The following is a 21,820-nucleotide window of genomic DNA, read 5'->3' as shown; positions in this document are numbered from 1 at the left end:
TTTTCCATCTTCTGCCAACTTTTTCTGATCCAAACCGCTTTCGAATTTGCCGAGGAGCTTTCGTGCGGTGGAGGGGGAACAGGAGGAGTCGACCCAATGACAACCACGCTCAATGTGCTGAGTTTTTGTGCCGCAATCGTTGTAGCCGGGACGGCTGGCGCCGCCGAGCTTTCGCTCGCCGCCAACACGACCGGCAAGAACGTCCATTTCATTCGCGAACAGCTGGACATTTTCGAGAAGCAGACCGGGCATAAGGTGAGCCTGGTCACCATGCCGCCATCGAGCAGCGAGCAGTTCAGCCAGTACCGGCTGTGGCTTGCCGCCGGAAACAAGGATGTCGACGTCTACCAGACCGATGTCGTCTGGGCGCCGCAACTGGCCGACCAGTTCGTCGATCTGACGGAAGCTGCAAAGGACGTCGTCGGACAGCACTTTCCGTCGATCATCGCCTCGCAGACGGTGAACGGTCGCCTCGTGGCCTTGCCGGTTTTCACCGACGCGCCGGCACTGTTCTATCGCAAGGATCTGCTCGAAAAATACGGCAAGACGCCGCCGAAGACCTGGGACGAGCTGGCGGCGACCGCCAAGGAAATCCAGGAGAAGGAGCGGGCCGCTGGCCAGGCCGATCTCTGGGGCTATGTCTTCCAGGGCAATGCCTATGAAGGCCTGACCTGCAATGCACTCGAATGGGTCAAATCGTCGGGCGGTGGCCAGATCGTCGAGCCGGATGGCACGATCTCGATCAACAACGAGAAGGCGGCTGCAGCGATCGACCGCATCAAGGGATGGGTCGGCACGATCTCGCCGCAGGGCGTGCTTGCCTACCAGGAGGAGGAATCGCGCGGCGTCTGGCAGACCGGCAACTCCGTCTTCATGCGCAACTGGCCCTATGCCTATGCACTCGGCAACGGCGACGACAGCGCGGTGAAGGGCAAGTTCGCCGTCGCACCGCTGCCGACGGCCACCGATGGCGACCAGCCGTCGTCGACGCTTGGCGGCTGGAACGTCGCCGTCTCCAAATATTCCGACGACCAGGAAGCTGCGATTGCGCTCGCCAAGTTCCTGTCGTCGGCCGAGGTGCAGAAGCGCCGGGCAATCGAGCTTTCCAACCTGCCGACGGTTGCAGCACTCTACGACGACGCGGATGTCGCCAAGGCCCAGCCGTTCATGCCGGCCTGGAAGCCGATCTTCGAAAGCGCGGTGCCGCGCCCGTCCGCCGTTACCAAGGTCAAATACAACGAGGTTTCCGCCAAGTTCTGGAACGCGGTGCACAACTCGCTCTCCGGCAACGGTACGGCCGCAGAAAATCTCGAACTGCTCGAAGTCGAACTCACCGAGATGAAGGGCGACAACTGGTGATCCTCCCGGGGGCGAGGGGAGTGCTTGTAGGCCTCCCTTCGCTCCACCGAGCCACCGCCATTCCTCTCCGACCACTCGCTCGGCCGCGCGCCGAATGGCAAAGGTGAGTACAGACATGACCGACCTTTCCGTCGCAGACCCGCCTTCCGCTTTCGGGCAGCAGGCGGGCATCCGCTCCGACCTCAATGCCGAGCGCATCCGCTCGGCCTGGATCTTTCTCGCACCAACGCTTCTGGTGCTGGCACTCGTCGCCGGCTGGCCGCTGATCCGCACCGTCTATTTCAGCTTCACCAATGCGTCGCTGACCAATCTCGAAGGCGCCGAGTTCGTCGGCTTCAAGAATTACCTTTCCTGGATCACGCTGAAGAGCGGGCGCACGGTCTATAACGGCCTGCTTGCCGATCCCGCCTGGTGGAACGCCGTCTGGAACACGCTGAAGTTTTCAGCGCTCTCGGTCACCATCGAGACGGTGCTCGGTCTTGCCGTTGCGCTGGTGCTGAACGCAAACTTCCCGGGCCGTGGACTGGTGCGCGCGGCGATCCTGATCCCCTGGGCGATCCCGACGATCGTCTCCGCCAAGATGTGGGCCTGGATGCTCAACGACCAGTTCGGCATCCTCAACGATCTTCTGCTCGGCCTCGGACTGATCAGCCAGAAGGTCGCCTGGACCGCCAATCCCGAGACCGCGATGATCGCCGTCTTGATCGTCGACGTCTGGAAGACGACGCCCTTCATGGCGCTGCTCATTCTCGCCGGACTGCAGATGGTGCCTTCCGATATCTACGAAGCGGCGAAAATCGATGGCGTGCATCCGCTCAAGGTATTCTGGCGGCTGACGCTGCCCTTGATCCGTCCGGCGCTGATGGTTGCGGTGATCTTCCGCATGCTCGATGCGCTGCGCATCTTCGATCTCATCTATGTGCTGACGCCCAACAACGCCCAGACCAAGACGATGTCGGTACTGGCCCGCGAAAACCTGTTCGACTTCGACAAGTTCGCCTATGGCGCCGCTGCTTCGACGATGCTGTTCCTGATCATCGCGGCGATCACCGTCGCCTACATGTGGTTCGGCCGCGTCAATCTGGAGGGAGAACGCTGATGGTTGTCACCCTTGCCAAGCGCACGGCGTTCTACGCCCTTGTTGCCGCCATCATCATCATCGCCGTCTTCCCGTTCTACTATGCGGTGCTGACGAGCTTCAAATCCGGAACGGCGCTGTTCCGGGTCGACTACTGGCCGACCGAGATCTCTTTTGACAACTATGCGGGCATCGTCACCAGCAGCGGCTTCCTGCGCAACCTTGCCAACTCGCTGATGGTCGCAACGATCGTGGTCTGCGTCTCGCTGCTGCTTGCGGTCACCGCCGCTTACGCCTTGGCGCGGGTGCGGTTTCGTGGACGCGCGCTGCTGCTTCTGACGATCCTGTCGGTGTCGATGTTCCCGCAGATCGCGGTGCTTGCGGGCCTCTTCGAACTGATCCGAGCGGTCGGGATCTTCAACACGCCGTTGGCCCTGATCTTTTCCTACATGATCTTCACGCTGCCCTTCACGGTCTGGGTGCTCACCACCTTCATGCGTGACCTGCCGATCGAGATCGAGGAAGCGGCGATCGTCGATGGCGCCACGCCGTGGGTGATCATCACCCGCGTGTTCATGCCGCTGATGTGGCCGGCGCTGGTGACGACGGGGCTGCTCGCCTTCATCGCCGCCTGGAACGAGTTCCTGTTCGCGCTGACCTTCACGTCATCCGACAGCCAGCGCACCGTGCCGGTCGCGATCGCGCTGCTCTCGGGCAACAGCCAGTACGAAATCCCGTGGGGCAACATCATGGCCGCATCGATCATCGTCACCGTGCCTCTGGTGGTCCTGGTGCTGATCTTCCAGCGGCGGATCATCTCCGGACTCACCGCCGGCGGCGTCAAAGGATAAGGGGGAAAACCATGGCAGAACTTCAATTGCGCAACATCCGCAAGTCCTTCGGCGCCTTCGAGGTGATCAAGGGCGTCAGCATGGACATCCGGGCCGGCGAGTTCATGGTCTTCGTCGGGCCTTCCGGCTGCGGCAAGTCCACGCTGCTGCGGCTGATCGCCGGGCTCGAAGACATCTCATCCGGTACGCTGTCCTTCGACGGGCAGGTGGTCAACCAGCTGACGCCGTCGAAGCGCGGCATCGCGATGGTGTTCCAGTCCTATGCGCTTTACCCGCACATGACCGTGTTCGAGAACATGTCCTTCGGCATGCAGCTTGCCGGCAAGGACAAGGACCAGTGCAAGAAGCGCGTCGAGGCAGCGGCTGAGATGCTGCAGCTGACGCCCTATCTGCAGCGGCTACCCAGGCAGCTCTCGGGCGGCCAGCGCCAGCGCGTGGCGATCGGCCGGGCGATCGTGCGCGATCCCAAGGTCTTTCTCTTCGACGAGCCGCTCTCCAATCTCGATGCGGCGCTGCGCGTTGCCACCCGCATCGAGATCGCCAAGCTGCATCGCAGCATGCACAAGACGACGATGATCTATGTCACCCACGACCAGGTCGAAGCGATGACATTGGCGGATCGCATTTGCGTGCTGCGGGATGGGCTGGTCGAACAGATCGGCACGCCGCTCGAACTCTACGAGAGCCCGAACTCGGTCTTCGTCGCCGGCTTCATCGGTTCGCCGAAGATGAACTTTCTCTCCGGCGCGCTCGCAGCACCCTACGATGCCCACACGATCGGCATCCGGGCCGAGCATCTGGAGATCAAGGCGGCTGATGGCCGGTGGACAGGAACGGTGGTGCATTCCGAAATGCTGGGCTCCGATAGCTACATCTATCTCGATATCGGCGCCGGCGAACCGGTCATCGTCCGGGAGGGCGGCACCTCGCACCACCGGCCAGGCGAGACAATTCACATCTCGCCGCTCGGCGGCAACATCCACCGCTTCGATGCGTCGGGGCAGGCTCTCGGCCGCGCGCCCATGAAAGGGGCTGCCTGACCAGGACCCGATCAAGCTGAAGACACCCAAAGCTTCGGGGTCACCAATTCCCGGCGGCCCCATCTATCGTAAGACGACAGGCCCGCAACGGGCGAACACGCAAGGAGAATGACCGTGCCTATCAGAACAGTTGTTTGGGGCGAGAATATTCACGAACAGACCAACGAGATCGTCCGCAGCATCTATCCGAACGGGATGCACAACACGATTGCGGCGGCGCTCAACACCGAAGGCGCGATCGAGGCGACGACGGCGACGCTGCAGGAGCCGGAACACGGGCTGAGTGTCGAGCGTCTCGCCAACACCGACGTGCTTATCTGGTGGGGCCACAAGGACCACGGCGCCGTCAGCGACGAGATTGTCGAGCGCGTTGCCAAGCGGGTCTGGGAAGGCATGGGCTTGATCGTGCTCCACTCCGGCCATTTCTCCAAGATCTTCAAGCGGCTGATGGGCACGCCCTGCGCGCTGAAGTGGCGCGAGGCCGGCGAGCGTGAACGCGTCTGGGCGATCAATCCGCGTCATCCGATCGCCGAAGGCATCGACGAGAACTTCGTGCTTGAAAACGAAGAGATGTATGGCGAGCAATTCTCGGTGCCGGAGCCGCTCGAAACCGTGTTCATCTCGTGGTTTGCCGGCGGCGAAGTGTTCCGCTCGGGCCTCACCTGGCGTCGCGGCGCGGGCAACATCTTCTATTTCCGTCCGGGCCACGAGACCTACCCGACCTATCACGACGCCAATGTGCAGAAGGTGCTGCGCAATTCGGTGAAGTGGGCCTACAACGCCGACAACCGCTACACGGCGATCCACGATGCGCCGAACGTACCGGTCGAAAAGGCGTTGGAGCCGATCGTCGAGCGCGGTCCACGGCTGCACCAGGCCGGCGAAGCGGGATACAGGTGAGCATCATGCGTCTTCTCATTGTAGGAACCGGTGGCATGGCGAACAGCCATGCCCAGGCCTTTGCCAAGATCGAAGGCGTCGAGATGGTCGGCGCTGTCGACGTCGATCCCGCACGGGCCAAGGCTTTTGCTGACAAGCACGGCATTGCCGAGACCTTCACCTCGCTCGACGAGGCGATCGCCTGGGGCAAGTTCGATGCAGCAACGAACGTGACGCCGGACAAGGCGCATCACCCGACGACGCTGGCGCTGATCGCTGCCGGCAAGCATGTGCTCTGCGAAAAACCTCTGGCGGAGAACTATGCCAAGGCGTCGGAGATGGCCGAAGCGGCCGAGCGTTCCGGCCTGGTGACGATGGTCAATCTCACCTACCGCAACGTCGCACCGCTGCAGAAGGCACGCGCCATGGTGCTTGCCGGCGATGTCGGCAAGCTGCGGCACCTCGAGGCGTCTTACCTGCAGAGCTGGCTTGTTTCCAAGGCCTGGGGCGACTGGGCGACGGAATCGCAATGGCTGTGGCGGCTCTCTACCAAGCACGGTTCGAACGGCGTGCTCGGCGATGTCGGCATCCATATTCTCGACTTCGCGGGTTATGGCGCGGGCACGGACGCCGCCCGGATCTTCGCGCGACTGAAGACCTTCGACAAGGCGCCCGGCAACCGCATCGGCGAGTATGATCTCGACGCCAATGACAGCTTCGTCATGACGGCCGAGTTCGGCAACGGCGCCATGGGCGTCGTCCATGCCAGCCGCTGGGCGACCGGGCATCTGAACGAGTTGCGCCTCCGCCTGCATGGTGACAAGGGCGCGCTGGAAGTGGTGCATACGCCCGACGGCTCGACGCTTCGCGCCTGCCTCGGCGCCGATGTCGAAACTGCAACATGGCGCGATGTCGACGCCGGCACCGTGCCGACGAACTACGAGCGCTTCGTGGCTGCCGTTCGCAAGGGCAAGACCGAAGAGCCCGGGTTCCGCCATGCCGCGAACCTGCAGAAGGTCCTCGACCTGGCCATGGAGACGGAAGCCGGGCGGCGCGAGCTTGCTGTCTAAAGCGTCCTTTGCGCGTTCGTGTGAACGCGGGGTGCTCTAACGAGAGTGACGGTCGGGGGTGGTGCTCTTGGCAACTCCCCCGCTTTGCGGCCCTACCCAGGGCGTCACCGCCGAGCCGACGGTGTTTTCCATCGACTGGCCGAGCCGCCGCACCTGCGCGTCGTAGTTTCTGCGGGTGTTGGGGTCGAAAATCATGATCGGCGTCGAGACCGCAAGGCTTGCCGCACTGCCGACCGTCTGGGTGGCGCCGAGCGTGACGGCGCCAAGACGCTCGCCGAGGCCGACATCGGAATCGGTTACGGTCTGGCCGGCGATCAGGCGGTTGCCGAGCAGCCGCACGACCTCAGGGCTTTCAGCGAACTTGCCGTGGTTCAGCTTGTCGCCGCCCTTGAGCGCGGTCAGGTCGATAACGCTGATGCCGGCCAGTTCCAGTTGCGTGCGGTAGGGCTCGGCGGTCGGATCGATCTGTCCGAGGCGATCGACATTGCCGGAAATGCGCCGCGACAGGTTCAGCGCCCGGTCGTCGCGTGACACGAACAGCGTGAACTTCGGCCGCTTTTCGCCCATGGAGCGGAGCTGTTGGCCGAAGACGTCGACGTCGAGATCGGGTGACGCGAGAATGACGTCGGTGATCTTGGGGGCGATGCGTCCGTCACGGATCGCCATCTGGCGCAGCGCCTCGACGGTTAGCCACGAGCCCATCGAGTGGGCCATGACGGTGATTTCGCCAACCGAGGGATTGCTCGCGGCGCGCTTGAGAAGTTCCTCCAGCGCGTCGCGCGAATAGTTGGTGCTTTCCTTGTCGTAATTGTAGTCGAAGATGCTGGCGCGCGAGGGCCAGGTGAAGATGACAGGCGCGACGTCGGTGCCGCTGTCATGCACGATCTGGGCAAAACGGTAGACGGCGTCCTCGTAGCGGTTGTTGAAGCCGTGCACGAAGATCAGCACGCGCCGCGTCTTCGGCAGATTGCCCTTCAACCAACTCTGAACGTCGTTGCCCTCGTTGAGCGGGGTTACGCTGACGGTCGAGAAATCACGCTCCGGATTGGCCGGCAGCTTCTTCGGCCACTGCACCTGGCCGATTTCGCGGTTCTTCTCAGGCGGAATGGAGACAACGATTTCCGTTAGAGAAAGCTGTACCGACCGTTCGCCGCTGAAAAGCACGCCCGGCTCTGCGGTCGGCGCGCGTGTCGTCGCCACCATCAGGTCGACCTGCGAGGCGCCGCCCGTCGTGCCCGAAGGCACGAGCACACCAACCGGGCGGCCGGCGCACGCCGCAAGCGTTGCTGCCAGCAGAAGTGTTGCGGCGATGCGGCTCCAGTGCCTCTTCGAAGTAGAAAACGGACGCAGCAACCAACCCCCCAGTTCCGCATCATGCGGCGCAACCGGCCCGAAACATCCGGACCGGTTGTCTCCATGCATGAGAAACGGCCGATTTTCACCCCTCGACCGACCCCAAGCGCCTGTGAGGGCTGCGTTTGCCGGCGGCGATGCGGCAATCATGCAACATTTCGCTACAGGCAGGCCTGGGTAAAACCCCCTTATATTCATTGAAAAGGCATTGGGCTTTCACTAGCATCGTTTCGACTTTCCCCTGGACGTGACCCGAACGGCCCGTCCGATCTCCCTGAAATGATAAGGAAATTCAGGAATGCAGGCGGTTTTCGATGGCCATAACGACGTGCTTCTGCGTCTGTGGCAGAACGCCCGGAAGGGCCAGGACCCGGTACGCGAATTCGTCGACGGCATCGACCAGGGCCATATCGATGCGCCACGCGCCAAGGCGGGCGGCCTCGTCGGTGGCCTCTCGGCAATCTACGTGCCCTCGGGTGATCTCGTCCTGCAGCCGCCGAACGAGAGCGGTCACTACGAAACACCGCTTTCGGCACCGCTCGAACACCTGCCGTCGCTGGCGATCGCCATGGAGCTCGCCGATATCGCCGTGCGCCTCGACCGGGCAGGGGCGTGGAAGCTCTGCCGGTCGACCGCCGAAATCCGCGGGGCGGTCGAAGCCGGCGTCTTTGCCTCGGTCCTGCACATGGAAGGCTGCGAGGCGATCGGCGCCGATCTGTCCGCGCTTGAAACCTTCTATGCCGCGGGCCTGCGTTCGCTCGGGCCGGTCTGGAGCCGCCACAACGTCTTCGGCCATGGCGTGCCGTTCTCCTATCCGATGTCTCCGGACACGGCACCCGGGCTGACGGATGCGGGCTTCGAGCTCGTGCGCGCCTGCAACCGTCTGGGCATTCTGATCGATCTTGCACACATCACCGAAAAGGGCTTCTGGGACGTGGCGAAGACCACCGACCAGCCGCTGGTCGCCAGCCATTCCAATGCGCATGCGCTGACCCCGGTCGCGCGCAATCTCACCGACAAGCAGCTCGACGCCATCCGCGAAAGCAAGGGCCTCGTGGGGCTCAACTATGCGACGACGATGCTGCGCGCCGACGGACAGGAGAATGCCGCAACGCCGCTTTCCGACATGGTGCGCCATGTCGATTATCTCGTCGAACGCATGGGCGTCGAGTGTGTCGCACTCGGCTCGGACTTCGACGGGGCGACGATCCCCGAGGGGATCGCTGATGCGGCCGGCAGCCAGGCGCTCGTTGCAGCGCTCAGAAGCGCCGGATATGGTGATGCCGAACTGGCAAAGATATGCCGGGAGAACTGGTGGAGAGTTCTGGGGCAGGCTTGGCACGAGGCCGCCTGAACCCATGAAGAAGGGGCCCAAAAGGGCGCAAACGAGGGAACTGCAAACATGATGCACAAGCTCAATGGACGTCTTCGTCTTCTGACGGCTTCTGCGGCGCTGGCCATGGTGATGGCTGCAACCGCACCGGCCTTCGCGGAAACGCCGAAGGACACGCTGGTCGAAGCCTTTGCGATCGACGACGTCATTACCATGGATCCGGGCGAAGCCTTCGAGCTGACCGCGGCCGAAATCACCGGCAACACCTACAGCATGCTGGTGCGCCTCGACATCAACGACACGACCAAGGTCGTCGGCGACCTCGCCGACAGCTGGACCGTGTCCGACGACGGTCTGACCTATACGTTCAAGCTGAAGCCCGGCCTGAAGTTCGCTTCCGGCAACCCGGTAACCGCTGAAGACGTCGCCTGGTCGTTCGAGCGCGCCGTGAAGCTCGACAAGAGCCCGGCCTTCATCCTCACCCAGTTTGGCCTCACCGGCGACAATGTGACGGAAAAGGCCAAGGCAACGGACGAGCAGACCTTCGTCTTCACCGTCGATCAGGCCTATGCGCCGAGCTTCGTCTTGAACTGCCTGACGGCAACCGTGGGCGCTGTGCTCGATAAGAAGCTCGTTCTCGAAAACGTCAAGCCGGTCACGCCGACGGACGAATACAAGTACGACAACGACTTCGGCAACGAATGGCTGAAGACCGGCTATGCCGGTTCCGGCCCGTTCAAGCTGCGCGAATGGCGCGCCAACGAAGTCATCGTACTCGAGCGCAATGACAACTTCTATGGCGAACAGGCCAAGCTCGCCCGCGTCATCTATCGCCACATGAAAGAAAGCTCGGGCCAGCGCCTGGCGCTTGAAGCGGGCGATATCGACGTGGCGCGCAACCTCGAGCCGGGCGATTTCGACGCCGTTTCAAAGAATGGCGACCTTGCCACGACGAACGCGCCGAAGGGCACGGTCTACTACATCAGCCTCAACCAGAAGAACGCGAACCTCGCCAAGCCCGAAGTGCGCGAAGCGTTCAAGTACTTGGTCGACTACGATGCCATCGGCTCGACGCTGATCAAGGGCATCGGCGAGATCCACCAGAGCTTCCTGCCGAAGGGCGTTCTGGGTGCGCTCGACGAGAACCCCTACAAGCTCGACGTCGCCAAGGCGAAGGAACTGCTGGCCAAGGCCGGTCTCGCCGACGGCTTCACCGTCACCATGGACGTTCGCAACGGCCAGCCGGTCACCGGCATTGCCGAGTCCTTCCAGCAGACCCTCGGCCAGGCCGGCGTGAAGCTCGAGATCATCCCGGGCGACGGCAAGCAGACGCTGACGAAGTATCGTGCCCGTAACCACGACATGTATATCGGTCAGTGGGGCATGGACTATTTCGACCCGAACTCGAACGCCGAAACCTTCACCAGCAACCCTGACAACTCCGACGAAGGCAAGAACAAGACCCTTGCCTGGCGCAATGCCTGGGACGTTCCGGAGCTGACGAAGAAGACCAAGGACGCTCTGCTCGAGCGCGACAGCGCCAAGCGTGCGGAGACCTACAAGGAACTGCAGAAGACGGTGCTGGGCGAAAGCCCGTTCGTCATCATCTTCCAGCAGACCGAAGTCGCCGGCTACCGCGGCAACGTCAAGGGCCTGAAGCTCGGTCCGAGCTTCGACACCAACTTCGTCGCCGGCATCACCAAAGAATAAGCCGTCTCGAAGGAATAAACCGAAAGGATCGTTCCCTTGAGCATGAGCGGAACAGGGACAGTGGACGGGCGCAAACGCGCCCGTCCCGGTAAGATCGTGGCAGCGGTGCTGCGCTTTCTTGTCATTGTCGTCACCACCTATCTCGGCCTTCTGGCCGTCACCTTTTTCATCGGCCGGGTAATTCCGATCGACCCGGTTCTGGCCGTTCTCGGCGACCGGGCGCCGACGCATGTCGTCGAAAGGACGCGCGAGGCGATGGGGCTCAATCTGCCCCTCTACCAACAATTCTTCATCTATGTCCGCCAGGCGCTGACCGGTGACTTCGGCATTTCGGTGCTGACGACCAATCCGGTCATGACCGACATTCGTCGCGTCTTCCCGGCGACCATGGAACTCGCGACGCTCGGCACCCTCATCGGTGCCCTGTTCGGCGTTCCGCTCGGCGTGCTTGCGGCCGTCAAGCGCGGCAGCATCGCCGACCAGATCGTGCGCGTCATCGGTCTCGTCGGCTATTCCGTGCCGATCTTCTGGCTGGCGCTTCTGTCGTTGCTGGTGTTCTACGCGCGGCTGAAGTGGGTCGCCTATCCCGGCCGTATCGATATCGTGTTCGAATACACGTTCACGCCGATCACGGGCTTCTATCTGTTCGATGCGCTCTGGCAGCGGCAATGGGATGTGCTGTGGGACGTGTTCCGCCACATCATCCTGCCCGCCTCGCTGCTCGGCTATTTCTCGCTGGCCTATATCAGCCGAATGACGCGCAGCTTCATGCTCAACGAGTTGCAGCAGGAGTATATCGTCGCGGCGCGCGCCAAGGGCCTGTCGGAGACCCGGATCATCTGGGGCCATGCGCTCCGGAACGCGGCCGTACCCCTCGTAACCGTGATTGCACTTTCCTACGCAGGCCTGCTCGAGGGTTCGGTCTTGACCGAAACCGTCTTCGCCTGGCCGGGCCTCGGTCTCTACATCACCAACTCGCTGCAGAATGCCGACATGAACGCCGTGCTTGGTGGCACCATCATCATCGGTTCGGTCTTCATCGGCATCAATCTCCTGTCCGATCTTCTCTACCGGACGCTCGACCCGAGGACGCGCCAGCGATGAGCACCGTTACCGAAACCCGTCCGATGACGCGTCGCGAATGGCTGCTGTCCGATCGCCCGCAGTCGCGCACCCAGGCGCGGCTCGGCCGCGCCTACATGACGTGGCAGCGCTTTGCCGCCAACAAGCTCGCCGTTCTCGGCTTGCTCATCCTGCTGGCGCTGGTCTTCGTTGCCGCATTCGCCGATCTCCTGGCGCCGCATTCGCCCTATATCGGCGATCTCGCCAACGCCCGCCTGCTGCCGCCGGGAACTCCGGGCTATCTGCTCGGCACCGACGATCTCGGCCGCGATATTCTTTCGCGGCTGATCCACGGCTCGCGGCTGACGCTGGCCGTCGTGCTTCTCGTCGCGATCATCGCGGCACCTGTCGGGCTCATCGTCGGCGCCGTCGCCGGTTATGCCGGCGGCTGGGTCGATGCGGTGCTGATGCGCATCACCGATATCTTCCTCGCCTTCCCGAAGCTGGTGCTGGCGCTCGCCTTCGTGGCAGCGCTCGGACCGGGCATCGAGAACGCCGTCATCGCGATCGCCATCACCTCCTGGCCGCCCTATGCGCGTATCGCCCGCGCCGAGACGCTGACGGTGCGCAACTCCGATTACATCGCCGCTGTTCAGCTCATGGGCGCGTCGCCGATCCGCATCGTCTTCCGCCATGTGATGCCGATGTGCATGTCGTCGCTGATCGTGCGTGTCACGCTCGACATGGCCGGCATCATCCTGACGGCTGCGGGCTTGGGCTTCCTTGGCCTCGGCGCTCAGCCGCCGCTACCGGAATGGGGTGCGATGATCGCGTCTGGCCGCCGCTTCATCCTCGACCAGTGGTGGGTGGCAACGATGCCCGGCATCGCCATCCTGATCGTCAGCCTCGGCTTCAACCTGCTCGGTGACGGCCTGCGCGATGCGCTTGACCCGCGGGAGAGCGGCCAATGAGTGCGCTTCTGACCGTTGAAGACCTCAAGGTCTCGTTCCCGACCCGCACTGGCCTCGTCGAGGCTGTGCGTGGCGTCTCCTTCACGCTCGGCCGCGAACGCCTCGGCATCGTCGGCGAAAGCGGCTCCGGCAAGTCGCAGACCGGCCGGGCGATCATGGGGCTGACGCCGGGTCATGCGCAGGTGACGGCAAAGCAGTTGAACTTTGACGGCATCGACCTGCTCGCCGCATCACCGAAGGTTCGGAGGGACCTGAGGGGCAAGCGCATTGCCATGATCCTGCAGGACCCAAAGTACTCGCTGAACCCGGTGATGAGCATCGGCCGGCAGATCGTCGAGACGCTGAGGCAGCACGAGAATGTCGGCCGCGGCGAGGCCCGGGAGCGGGCGCTCGATATGCTTTCGGCGGTGCAGATCCGCGATCCGAAGCGTGTCTACGATCTCTATCCGCACGAGGTTTCGGGCGGCATGGGCCAGCGCGCGATGATCGCGATGATGCTTGTTGCCGGGCCGGAACTGCTGATCGCCGACGAGCCGACCTCGGCGCTCGACGTGACGGTGCAGCTCGAAGTGCTCGGCATCCTCGACAAGCTGGTGGCCGAGCGTGGCATGGGCCTGATCTTCGTGTCGCACGACCTGCGCCTGGTCTCGTCCTTCTGCGACCGGGTGATCGTCATGTATGCCGGCCGGATCGTCGAAGAATTGGCCGCATCCGAGCTTGCCAATGCCAAGCATCCCTATACCCAAGGTTTGCTGAACTGCATGCCGGCGATCGGATCCGATCGTCATCCGCTGCCGGTTCTCGACCGCAAGCCGGAGTGGGCCCAATGACCTCTGCCGTTTCCGTTTCGAACCTTTCCGTCACCTATGACGAGTTCAAGGCACTGAACGACGTCAGCGTCGAGATCGCACCCGGCGAATCCTTCGGGCTGGTCGGCGAGTCCGGATCTGGCAAGTCGACCTTGCTTCGGGCGATCGCCGGTCTCGCGCCGGTCACGGGCGGCACCATTCGCGTGCATGATCGTGTCCTGCAGGGGGCAAAACGCGACAAGGCCTTCTACCGCGCCGTGCAGATGGTGTTTCAGGATCCTTACGGCTCGCTGCACCCGCGTCAGACGATCGACCGGCAATTGCTGGAACCGCTGGCGGTCCACGGCGTTGCGGACGGCGAGCGCCGCATCCTGAAGGCGCTGGACGAGGTCGGTCTCGGGTCGGGTTTCCGTTTCCGTTATCCGCACCAGCTTTCGGGCGGCCAGCGCCAGCGCGTTGCGATCGCTCGCGCGTTGATCCTCGAACCCTCGATCCTGCTGCTCGACGAGCCGACCTCGGCGCTTGACGCTTCGGTGCAGGCGGAAGTGTTGAACTTGCTCGAACAGGTCCGGCGCGACCATAAGCTGACCTTCATCATGGTCAGCCATGACCTCGGCGTCGTCACCCATATGTGTGACCGGCTGGCGGTGATGCAGGGTGGACGCGTGGTCGAGCGCCTGTCCTCAGCAGACCTCGTCGCCGGGCGTATCGGTGAGGACTATACGCGCAGCCTGATGGTCGCGAGCAAGGGCTTTCAGCGCAAGGACGCGGCCGCGACCGCGTGACGGTATGTTTACAAGCGGGGCGATTGTCCCGCTTGTATCGCTTCGTTTCGAAGCATCCGGTGCCCGGGCCCGGCGCGTTAAGCGCTTTGCCGCCAAACCGAGGTCGAGTCGGTGATCACCTTCTGGATGCGGCGCTGCTCGCGCCATTCCCGGCCCATATCTTTGATGACCGGCTGCGACTCGGGCGAGAAGATATAGTTGCGGCGGCTGGCGACATAGGCCTCCATCGCCGGGTTGACGCCCGAATAGAACTGCTTCTCCGGATCGCGCGAGAGGTCCATCAGACCGGCGCATTGGCGCGCGAAGTCGCCGCGAAGGATCGACGGCGACGTCGTGAATTTCGGGAACGTGCGAAACAGCGGGATCTTGATCCCGAACAGATACGCGTATTCGTTGCGCCGGTGGAAATGGCCCTTGCGGCGGATATCCCAGTTCTGGTCTGCCGTATGGAACGAGACCTGGCTGATCGCCGGATCGGCGAACGGCGTCAGCAGTTCCTCACCCATGTCCCGCAGCGAGATCCAGTCGTCCTCCAGATGGAAGACGTAGTCGGCGCTGGTGGCCGACCAGAGCTTCGCGACGGCCGCGCAAAAGCCCGGGCTCTCGGGCTGGAAAACGGTTCCGTCGGGGAAATGGTTGCGGAAAATCTCGACGCACGCGCGATGATCCTCTTCCGACCCGAAAACCGGATCGAGATTGAGATAGGCGCCGCGCAGGTCGAGCCTGGAAAAGATTTTGTCCCGGAAACTCGCCAGCGTTTGGGCAAGCAGGTCCGGGCGCCGGGTGGCGACAAGGCATAGGTCAATCGTGGACATAGCACCTCCTTGGGTGCATTTTTTTCAACCGTCAATACCCACGCCACCCCTGACGTTCACTTAGATCGTGCCGAATTTACGGCAAAGTCACCGAATTTACGGCAAAGCGACCTAAGTCGATCAATAAAGTCGATTTCGGGTGGCTCAACGCGGTCTGGTTGAGAACTGTCCACACGTCCCGGTGTCTAGATTTAGAAGACGCTCAGCTTCGGAATGGCGACGACGAAGCGGCCGCCCCAGTCGCGAATTGCCTCGTTGTCTGCGACGATTTCGGTCTTCAGGTTCCAGGGCAGGATGACGAGATAGTCGGGCTTCGCATCCTCGATCACCGTCGGCGCGTGCACCGGAATATGGGTGCCGGGCAGGAGCTTGCCCTGCTTCAGGTCGTTGCGATCGACGGCGAAGGCGATCTCGCTGGGCGACAGGCCGCAGACATTAAGGAAGGTGTTGCCCTTCGCCGCAGCGCCATAGGCGGCTACGGTTTTTCCCTCTGCCTTGGCGTTTGCCAGGAAGTTCTGAAAATCCTTGCAGACGGCGGCAATGCGGTCGTCGAATGCCGTGTAGGTCTCCATCCGCATCAGCCCGGCAAGCGCCTCGGTCGCCCGCAACCGCTCAAGCTCCAGCGTCGCCTCGCGTACGCCGGATCTCAGCTGCGCATAGACGCGCAGAGAGCCGCCATGGGTCGGCAGTTCCTCGACGTCGAAGACCTTGAGGCCGGAGCTTTCGAAGATACGTTCGACGGCCGCCAGAGACAGATAGGAATAGTGCTCGTGGTAGATCGTGTCGAACTGCACGCCTTCCATAAGGCGCAGCAGGTGGGGGAACTCGAACGTCGCAACGCCATCGGGCTTCAGCAGGATGGCGAAGCCGCCGACGAAGTCGGCGATATCGGGAACATGGGCGAGCACGTTGTTGGCTGCCGTGAGGTCGGCGCGAATGCCACGCTTGACGAGTTCCGTTGCCGTCTCCCGTCCGAAGAAGGCGACCTCGGTCGGGACTTGGCGCTCCTCGGCCAGCCGGGCTGCATTGGCGGCCGGCTCGATGCCGAGCGCCGGGATGCCCTTGGCGACGAAATATTGCAGCAGGTAGCCGTCGTTCGAGGCGATCTCGACGACCTGCGAATTGTCGTCGAGCGCGAAGCGCTCGGTCATGTTCTCGGCATAGCGGCGCGCGTGTTCGAGCCAGCTTGTGGAGAAGGAGGAGAGATAGGCGTAGCCGTCGGTGAAAATCTCGTCGGCCGGCACGTTTTCCGTCGTCTGCACCAGCAGGCACTCGGAGCAGACCATCGCCTTCAGCGGGAACGAGCGCTCGCGGGCGATGGCTTCCTGCGTCGGTTCGAGAAAGGAATTGGACCAGGGCGTCGAACCCAGGTCGGCAACGACGGTCTTGAGCGGTGTCGAGCAGAAACGGCAGTTGTGGGACATCGAAGTCGTTAGCCTCTCATGAATGCGTCGATTTGGCTGAGTGTCAGGTCACGGGCGTCGGCGCCGCGGCGCCAGCCGTCGTACCAGTGCGCGGTCCAGGCGATCGCCTCGTCCTGGGATAGGCGTGTTGCCCATGGCAGCGTGCGTGCGGCGAGCGCCGGGTCGAGCCCGAGCGTCTTCATCTCGTGCGGCTGGTCCTCGGATGAGGTGTCGCGCCATCGTGCAGGCAAGCCCATTGCGGTCTGGATCGCGGCGGCAACGTCCCGAACCGGGATCTGTCGCTCGTCTGGAGCCGGGCCGAAATTCAGCGCGGCCACATCGGTCTCGCCGCCATGAAGCGCCTCGGCATAGACGAAGTATCCGTTGAGGCAGTCGAGAACGTGCTGCCAGGGCCGCGTCGCCATCGGGCTGCGGATGTCCAGCGTCTCGCCCGAGAGGGCAGCGCGAACGATATCCGGAACCAGCCGGTCGGCGGAAAAATCGCCGCCGCCGAGCACGTTGCCGCCACGGGCGGTCGCCACCCTTATGCCGCGTTCACGCAGATAGGAATGCCGCCAGGTCGAAACGACCAGCTCGCAGGCGGCTTTCGAACCGGAATAGGGATCATGGCCGCCGAGCACGGCATCTTCCGGAAAGTGCCGGCCGCTTTCGTCGTTGCGGTAAACCTTGTCCGTGGTGACGACCAGAACGGTCTTGAGGGCAGGGGCCGCGCGTGCCGCTTCCAGCAGGCGCACCGTGCCCATGACGTTGATGTCGAAGGTTTCGACCGGCGTCCGGTAGCTCTCGCGAACCAAAGGCTGGGCTGCCATGTGAAGGACGATCTGCGGGTCGCAGGCGCGTACGGCAGATGCGAGCGTGTCGCCGTCGCGGATATCAGCGAAATGTTCGTTCGTGGCCGCTTCAGATCCGAGCAGCGCGTGCAGCGAGGGGCTGGTCGCCGGCGACAGGCCGTAGCCGGTCACCTCTGCGCCCATCTGCGTCAGCCACAGGCGAGCCCAGCTTCCCTTGAAGCCGGAGTGACCCGTCAGCATTACCCGCTTTCCGGCCCAGAAGGACGGGTCTGCAAGTCTGCTCATGCCCAGACTTTCCAGGGCGCCGTTCCGCTCTGCCAGAGCTCTTCGAGCTGGTTCTTGTCGCGCAGCGTATCCATCGGCCGCCAGAAGCCAGTGTGCTCGAAGGCCATCAACTGGCCGTCTGCGGCGAGGCCTTCCAGAGGCCCCGCTTCGAACGGCGTCTGATCGCCTTCGATGCGATCGAGCACCGAGCGGTTGAGGACAAAGAAGCCGCCATTGATGTGACCGTTGTCGCCTGCCGGCTTTTCGATGAAGCTTCTGACCCGTCCGTCGCTGACGGCGAGCGCGCCATAGCGGCCGGGCGGAACCACGCTCGTGACCGTCGCTTGGCGGCCGTGATGGCGGTGGAATTCGGTCAGCGCCTTGATGTCGATGTCGGCAACGCCGTCACCATAGGTAAGGCAGAACGTATCGCCGAGATGGTCGGCCACGCGTTTCAGGCGTCCGCCGGTCATGGAGTCCGTTCCGGTGTCGACGAGCGTCACGCGCCAGGGCTCGGCCTTGTTCGAGTGGAACAGGGTTTCGCCCGTCGCCATGCAATAGGTGACGTCTGAGGAATGCAGCACGTAGTTGGCGAAATATTCCTTGATCATGTAGCCGCGATAGCCGAGGCAGATGACGAAATCCGAGAAGCCGTAGTGGCTGTAGATCTTCATGATGTGCCACAGGATCGGCCGTCCGCCGATTTCGATCATCGGTTTTGGCCGGAGATGGCTCTCCTCCGAGATCCGCGTGCCGTAGCCACCGGCGAGAATGACGATTTTCATGCGACCGCCCCGTATTTGCGCCGGCCACTCGGCATGGCGCATTGCAAAGTCCTAATATCCTGGCGACCTTGCGCGGAGGTGGTCTGCGCGCGCCCGAATTCAGGCGGCGAGGCAGCCGCGCAGGACCTCGACCACGCGGCCGATCTCGTCGGATGTCATGTCGTGATAGCTCGGCAGGTTGATCGCGCGGCCGGGCAGGTCATAGGCCACGGTGTTTGCCGGCGCCTCGTCAAAGGGCGGCAACGAACTCAGCGGCCAGAAGAAGACGCGGGCGTCGATGTTCTCGGCCGCAAAGGCACCCTGCAGAGCGTCTCGGGTGACGCAGGTTTCCGGCGCAAAGACGACGGTCGGCATCCAGAAACCGTTCTTCGTTCCCTCGGGCTCCGGGTTCATGGCAATGGCGTTCACGCCAGCAAGTTGCTCGCGATAGGCGTAGAAGATCTCGCGCTTGCGATCGACGAGCTCGCCGACACGCTCGATCTGTGCCAGGCCGATGGCGGCCTGCAGGTTCGACATCTTGTATTTGAAGCCGATCTCGTCCGGCCAGAACTGCTTTTTCTGCCCCCGCGCGCGGCCGTGATTGGAGAGCGTCAGCACCTTTTCATAGAGCGTCTCGTCGCTGGTGACGAACATGCCGCCTTCGCCCGTCGTCACGGTCTTGGTGCCGTGGAAGGAGAAGGCGCCAAAGGCGCCGAGCGATCCGGCCTTGCGGCCATGCCACTCGGATCCGAGCGCCTCTGCGGCATCCTCGACGACGGGGATGTTGTGCCGGACGCCGATCTCAAGCAGGCGGTCCATGTCGCAGAGATTGCCGTAGATATGGACGGCGATGATCGCCTTGGTCCTTGGCGTGATCGCTGCTTCCGCCTTTTCCGGATCGATGCACCAGCTGTCGGCAAGCACGTCGACGAAGACCGGTTTCGCGCCGAGGTGAACGATCGGTGCGGCAGACGCCGTCCAGTTGGTGTCCGCAAGGATCACTTCGTCGCCGGGTCCGACGCCGAGTGCGGCAAGGCCCATATGCAGTGCGCCGGTGCAGCTCGATGTCGAGATCGCGTGCGTCGTGCCGAGATGCGCGGCAAAGGCCGCCTCGAAGCGGTTGATATAGTCGTAGCAGCGCTCGCCCCAGCCATTGGCCGCCGCATCGGCCGCATAGGCCACTTCACGGTCCGTGATCGAGGGTTTGGTGTAGAGGATGCGGGGTTTCATGGGGAGCGCCGTTTGGTCATAACTGGGACGTTCGTCGAGGTCTGGAAGCCGGGCGGGTGTTGAAAGTATCCGTCCCCCCGGCGTCGGCCGTTTTACCATCGGCTCTCGTCAGAGCCAGACGTGGTCAAGCCCGGTTCGCTTCAGCCAAGGCTGCGCGGCGATCGCGGCGCGGGCCTTCAACGGATTGAGGCCGATGAACAACGCTTCGGCTTCCTGCGGCAGTTCCTCCGGCGGAAGGACCGGGACCCCAAAAAGCGTGGCGCCCTTCATGTTTTCGTTGCGGTCGAGGAATGCCACGACATCGACCGCCTCGCCGATGCGACCGTAGATCCAGCTTCCATAGAAACCGGCGCCATAGATCGCGACCTTGCGCTTGCCATAGCGCTCGACGCCGTCCTTCAGGGTTTCGGCTGCCTGGTTCCAGAAGGCGCAGATGTCGCGCGCCCGTTTGGCCGCGTCGGCAGCGTCAGCCGACGGCGCGGCTTTTTCGATCGGCGCCTCGGCGCGCCTTGCAACGACGAAGAATGCGCCGGGGAACGAGGTGCTGTCGACGGTCTGCACGTCGAAACCGGCGCTCGCCACGGCGTGTTCGATCGACGCCGCGCTGAAATGGTTGAGATGATCAGCGACTGCCATGTCTCCCGGGTTGCCGGCGACGTCGGGCACGGAGAACAGGAAAATGCCGCCCGGTCGCATCAGGTCGCGCACCGTGCGCAGGAAGCCCACGGGGTCGGCTACGTGCTCGATGACGAAATGACTCATGACGGCGTCAAACGTACCCTGCCAGGCCTCGGGTACCGAATAGGTGGCTTGTGCCGCCTCCGGCACCCAACCCTGCCAGGCGGGCGCATAGTCGGAACTGACTTCGAAGACGTGCGGACGCAAATCCTTGCGGGCAGCGGTCATCTTGCGAAGCGTGTCAGCCTTGGCGGCGCCGTAGTCGAGGATGCTCGCGCCCTCAGGCAGGTCTAGCAGTCGCAGCGACAGGGCAGCCTGATGGTCGGTACGATAGGTGATCGTGCCATCGGCTGCGACCGAAAAGATCTGGTCGTGGTTCTCGCTGCTCAACGAGATCCGGTATTCCGTGTCATAAAAGGCCTGAATGTCCGGGATGTCGTCGCTTTGCGCGTGCCCGCAGGTTCCGCACACGAAGACACGCGTCGGCACGTCGAGCAGGGTCGTGCCCGAAGTCAGCGCCGGTGCCGGCGCTTCATAGGATGGGGCGCCGATGTGGGTGCCGCAAACTCGGCAGGTGGTCATGCGAGTTCTCCCTGGGGTGCGACCAGTTCCGGCAGCACTTCGGCATAGTTGACGCCTGCCGCGAACGAGCCCTTCCAGCCGATGCGGATGCCGACCGGCTCGGCGTAGTTGAAGTAGCGGAACTGGATGCTCCAGCGCGGCGTCTCTGAAACATTGTGACCGGACTGGTGCAGTGTCAGGAAATCCATGAGGATCAGGTCGCCGGGCTTGCTCAGCGGAGCCACGTGCTTGTAGCGAGCCAGACGCTCTTCGCCCTTGTGCAGGAAGAGCGAATAGGCGCCGGTCTTACCGAGGCCGGCATCATCTTCATAGACCGGAACGAACCCTTCGGCCTGCGAGCCCTCGGCGATCTGAACCGGCCCCATGTCGGCTGTGACCGGCAAAAGCGGTGTCCAGAAGACGATGCCGTCGACGCTGCGCAACTGGCCGGGAAATTCCTGATGCCACTGGGCGCGGAACTTTTCTTCACCGGGGTTGTCGATGCGGATGCCATATCCTCCGGCAGCGAGACCCGGGACGCTTTCCGGTCGAAGCGCCTTGAAAACCTCGTCGTTGGCGGCGGAGCTCACGAGCCGCATGAAGGCGGGAATCTGCTTCACAGCATCATAGACTTCACCGCCCCAGGAGCGATTGACCGCAATCAGCTTGCGATAGGCGATAGTCATCGCCTCGTGCGCGGTGCCTGTCGGTGCATCGACGCCGTATTTCTTGCAGATCAGCTCAAGGATCTGGCGGATGCCTTCCTGGATCGGCTCGATCTGCGACTGGGCGTCGTAGAAGCCGGGCACGACGTGGTAGCCCTTAGCTGCGAATTCCTGGCGCGCGCTTTCGGAAATGATGGTGCCGTTTTTCATGATACGCCTGCTTCCTCCTTCAGGAATTCCTGCCGTGAGACGGTCGTCGGTAAAGTGCTCGGCGCATCGGGACCGGTGCGCGCGATGAGGTCCAGCATGGAACCTAGTGGGTGAAGCT

Annotated in this window: 20 protein-coding genes; 12 read left to right on the top strand and 8 right to left on the bottom strand. The window is 63.1% G+C overall.

The genetic code is table 11. From position 1 onward, the window contains the following. Positions 1-96: 96 nt before the first annotated feature. The 6 genes from IB267_RS07475 to IB267_RS07450 all read left to right on the top strand — a co-directional run bounded on the left by IB267_RS07475 (position 97) and on the right by IB267_RS07450 (position 6,277). Entirely contained in the window at positions 97-1,359 is a 1,263-nt protein-coding gene (locus tag IB267_RS07475; protein ID WP_043611732.1) for an ABC transporter substrate-binding protein, read from the top strand. 115 nt (positions 1,360-1,474) lie between these two features. Continuing rightward, positions 1,475-2,458: a carbohydrate ABC transporter permease gene (locus tag IB267_RS07470; RefSeq protein WP_192447030.1), complete on the top strand. Its 984-nt coding sequence runs from the start codon at positions 1,475-1,477 to the stop codon at positions 2,456-2,458. Further along, entirely contained in the window at positions 2,458-3,288 is an 831-nt protein-coding gene (locus tag IB267_RS07465) for a carbohydrate ABC transporter permease (protein WP_192447029.1), read from the top strand. Before IB267_RS07470 ends, IB267_RS07465 begins: the two co-directional genes overlap by 1 nt. Before the next feature lie 11 nt (positions 3,289-3,299). After that, positions 3,300-4,328: an ABC transporter ATP-binding protein gene (locus IB267_RS07460; RefSeq protein WP_192447028.1), complete on the top strand. Its 1,029-nt coding sequence runs from the start codon at positions 3,300-3,302 to the stop codon at positions 4,326-4,328. Positions 4,329-4,436: 108 nt separating this feature from the next. Beyond that, positions 4,437-5,228 carry a ThuA domain-containing protein gene (locus IB267_RS07455; protein WP_192447027.1) on the top strand — a complete coding sequence of 264 codons (792 nt, stop codon included), beginning with the start codon at positions 4,437-4,439 and terminating at the stop codon, positions 5,226-5,228. Between the two features lie 5 nt (positions 5,229-5,233). Beyond that, complete coding sequence (locus IB267_RS07450; RefSeq protein ID WP_192447026.1) at positions 5,234-6,277, top strand: Gfo/Idh/MocA family protein; 1,044 nt, start codon at positions 5,234-5,236, stop codon at positions 6,275-6,277. A 36-nt stretch (positions 6,278-6,313) separates the two neighbouring features. On the opposite strand, the gene IB267_RS07445 is transcribed toward IB267_RS07450, so the two are convergent. After that, entirely contained in the window at positions 6,314-7,588 is a 1,275-nt protein-coding gene (locus IB267_RS07445) for an alpha/beta hydrolase (protein WP_246765067.1), read from the bottom strand. A 340-nt stretch (positions 7,589-7,928) separates the two neighbouring features. On the opposite strand from IB267_RS07445, the gene IB267_RS07440 reads away from it, so the two are divergent. The 6 genes from IB267_RS07440 to IB267_RS07415 are packed head-to-tail and all read left to right on the top strand — an operon-like array spanning position 7,929 to position 14,300. Further along, complete coding sequence (locus IB267_RS07440; protein ID WP_043611724.1) at positions 7,929-8,984, top strand: dipeptidase; 1,056 nt, start codon at positions 7,929-7,931, stop codon at positions 8,982-8,984. Positions 8,985-9,032: 48 nt separating this feature from the next. After that, on the top strand, positions 9,033-10,673 hold the full coding sequence (locus IB267_RS07435) for an ABC transporter substrate-binding protein (RefSeq protein WP_043611722.1): 1,641 nt from the start codon (positions 9,033-9,035) through the stop codon (positions 10,671-10,673). A gap of 42 nt (positions 10,674-10,715) precedes the next feature. Then, positions 10,716-11,777: an ABC transporter permease gene (locus tag IB267_RS07430; protein WP_192447024.1), complete on the top strand. Its 1,062-nt coding sequence runs from the start codon at positions 10,716-10,718 to the stop codon at positions 11,775-11,777. Then, positions 11,774-12,706, top strand: coding sequence for an ABC transporter permease (locus tag IB267_RS07425; RefSeq protein WP_043611718.1), 933 nt, complete (start codon positions 11,774-11,776; stop codon positions 12,704-12,706). The genes IB267_RS07430 and IB267_RS07425 overlap by 4 nt, the downstream gene beginning before the upstream one ends. Further along, positions 12,703-13,536: an ABC transporter ATP-binding protein gene (locus IB267_RS07420; RefSeq protein WP_192447023.1), complete on the top strand. Its 834-nt coding sequence runs from the start codon at positions 12,703-12,705 to the stop codon at positions 13,534-13,536. Before IB267_RS07425 ends, IB267_RS07420 begins: the two co-directional genes overlap by 4 nt. Beyond that, on the top strand, positions 13,533-14,300 hold the full coding sequence (locus IB267_RS07415) for an ABC transporter ATP-binding protein (RefSeq protein WP_192447022.1): 768 nt from the start codon (positions 13,533-13,535) through the stop codon (positions 14,298-14,300). The genes IB267_RS07420 and IB267_RS07415 overlap by 4 nt, the downstream gene beginning before the upstream one ends. 77 nt (positions 14,301-14,377) lie before the next feature. Here IB267_RS07415 and IB267_RS07410 read toward each other — a convergent pair whose 3' ends face one another. The 7 genes from IB267_RS07410 to IB267_RS07380 all read right to left on the bottom strand — a co-directional run bounded on the left by IB267_RS07410 (position 14,378) and on the right by IB267_RS07380 (position 21,702). After that, complete coding sequence (locus IB267_RS07410) at positions 14,378-15,115, bottom strand: hypothetical protein (protein WP_246764958.1); 738 nt, start codon at positions 15,113-15,115, stop codon at positions 14,378-14,380. A 191-nt stretch (positions 15,116-15,306) separates the two neighbouring features. After that, positions 15,307-16,539, bottom strand: a complete 1,233-nt coding sequence (locus IB267_RS07405) for a class I SAM-dependent methyltransferase (RefSeq protein WP_192447021.1) — start codon at positions 16,537-16,539, stop codon at positions 15,307-15,309. 8 nt (positions 16,540-16,547) lie between these two features. Further along, the gene (gene rfbG / locus IB267_RS07400) at positions 16,548-17,615 is read right to left on the bottom strand and encodes a CDP-glucose 4,6-dehydratase (protein WP_192447020.1); all 1,068 of its coding nucleotides are present in this window, start codon (positions 17,613-17,615) and stop codon (positions 16,548-16,550) included. Beyond that, positions 17,612-18,379 (bottom strand): glucose-1-phosphate cytidylyltransferase, encoded by a 768-nt coding sequence (rfbF, locus tag IB267_RS07395; protein WP_192447019.1) that lies wholly within the window; start codon positions 18,377-18,379, stop codon positions 17,612-17,614. Before rfbF ends, rfbG begins: the two co-directional genes overlap by 4 nt. A 99-nt stretch (positions 18,380-18,478) precedes the next feature. Then, positions 18,479-19,588 (bottom strand): DegT/DnrJ/EryC1/StrS aminotransferase family protein, encoded by a 1,110-nt coding sequence (locus IB267_RS07390; RefSeq protein ID WP_192447018.1) that lies wholly within the window; start codon positions 19,586-19,588, stop codon positions 18,479-18,481. A 108-nt stretch (positions 19,589-19,696) separates the two neighbouring features. Beyond that, positions 19,697-20,848 carry a class I SAM-dependent methyltransferase gene (locus IB267_RS07385; protein WP_192447017.1) on the bottom strand — a complete coding sequence of 384 codons (1,152 nt, stop codon included), beginning with the start codon at positions 20,846-20,848 and terminating at the stop codon, positions 19,697-19,699. Continuing rightward, entirely contained in the window at positions 20,845-21,702 is an 858-nt protein-coding gene (locus IB267_RS07380) for a phytanoyl-CoA dioxygenase family protein (protein WP_192447016.1), read from the bottom strand. Before IB267_RS07380 ends, IB267_RS07385 begins: the two co-directional genes overlap by 4 nt. Between the last annotated feature and the right edge of the window lie 118 nt (positions 21,703-21,820).

This window comes from Ensifer sp. ENS09, assembly GCF_014852425.1.
In the GTDB taxonomy this organism is placed as follows: domain Bacteria; phylum Pseudomonadota; class Alphaproteobacteria; order Rhizobiales; family Rhizobiaceae; genus Ensifer.
The sequence above is the reverse complement of the archived record's forward strand: the minus strand, read 5'-3'. Positions and strand labels throughout refer to the sequence as shown.

Excerpts from the sequence above, each read along its gene's own strand:
- IB267_RS07475 (WP_043611732.1), top strand. The coding sequence starts at position 97 with ATGACAACCACGCTCAATGTGCTGAGTTTTTGTGCCGCAATCGTTGTA.
- IB267_RS07385 (WP_192447017.1), bottom strand. The coding sequence starts at position 20,848 with ATGACCACCTGCCGAGTTTGCGGCACCCACATCGGCGCCCCATCCTAT.
- IB267_RS07425 (WP_043611718.1), top strand. The coding sequence starts at position 11,774 with ATGAGCACCGTTACCGAAACCCGTCCGATGACGCGTCGCGAATGGCTG.
- IB267_RS07470 (WP_192447030.1), top strand. The coding sequence starts at position 1,475 with ATGACCGACCTTTCCGTCGCAGACCCGCCTTCCGCTTTCGGGCAGCAG.
- IB267_RS07415 (WP_192447022.1), top strand. The coding sequence starts at position 13,533 with ATGACCTCTGCCGTTTCCGTTTCGAACCTTTCCGTCACCTATGACGAG.
- IB267_RS07380 (WP_192447016.1), bottom strand. The coding sequence starts at position 21,702 with ATGAAAAACGGCACCATCATTTCCGAAAGCGCGCGCCAGGAATTCGCA.
- IB267_RS07405 (WP_192447021.1), bottom strand. The coding sequence starts at position 16,539 with ATGTCCCACAACTGCCGTTTCTGCTCGACACCGCTCAAGACCGTCGTT.
- IB267_RS07460 (WP_192447028.1), top strand. The coding sequence starts at position 3,300 with ATGGCAGAACTTCAATTGCGCAACATCCGCAAGTCCTTCGGCGCCTTC.
- rfbF (WP_192447019.1), bottom strand. The coding sequence starts at position 18,379 with ATGAAAATCGTCATTCTCGCCGGTGGCTACGGCACGCGGATCTCGGAG.
- IB267_RS07420 (WP_192447023.1), top strand. The coding sequence starts at position 12,703 with ATGAGTGCGCTTCTGACCGTTGAAGACCTCAAGGTCTCGTTCCCGACC.
- IB267_RS07430 (WP_192447024.1), top strand. The coding sequence starts at position 10,716 with ATGAGCGGAACAGGGACAGTGGACGGGCGCAAACGCGCCCGTCCCGGT.
- IB267_RS07390 (WP_192447018.1), bottom strand. The coding sequence starts at position 19,588 with ATGAAACCCCGCATCCTCTACACCAAACCCTCGATCACGGACCGTGAA.
- rfbG (WP_192447020.1), bottom strand. The coding sequence starts at position 17,615 with ATGAGCAGACTTGCAGACCCGTCCTTCTGGGCCGGAAAGCGGGTAATG.
- IB267_RS07450 (WP_192447026.1), top strand. The coding sequence starts at position 5,234 with ATGCGTCTTCTCATTGTAGGAACCGGTGGCATGGCGAACAGCCATGCC.
- IB267_RS07440 (WP_043611724.1), top strand. The coding sequence starts at position 7,929 with ATGCAGGCGGTTTTCGATGGCCATAACGACGTGCTTCTGCGTCTGTGG.
- IB267_RS07410 (WP_246764958.1), bottom strand. The coding sequence starts at position 15,115 with ATGTCCACGATTGACCTATGCCTTGTCGCCACCCGGCGCCCGGACCTG.
- IB267_RS07455 (WP_192447027.1), top strand. The coding sequence starts at position 4,437 with ATGACCGTGCCTATCAGAACAGTTGTTTGGGGCGAGAATATTCACGAA.
- IB267_RS07465 (WP_192447029.1), top strand. The coding sequence starts at position 2,458 with ATGGTTGTCACCCTTGCCAAGCGCACGGCGTTCTACGCCCTTGTTGCC.
- IB267_RS07435 (WP_043611722.1), top strand. The coding sequence starts at position 9,033 with ATGATGCACAAGCTCAATGGACGTCTTCGTCTTCTGACGGCTTCTGCG.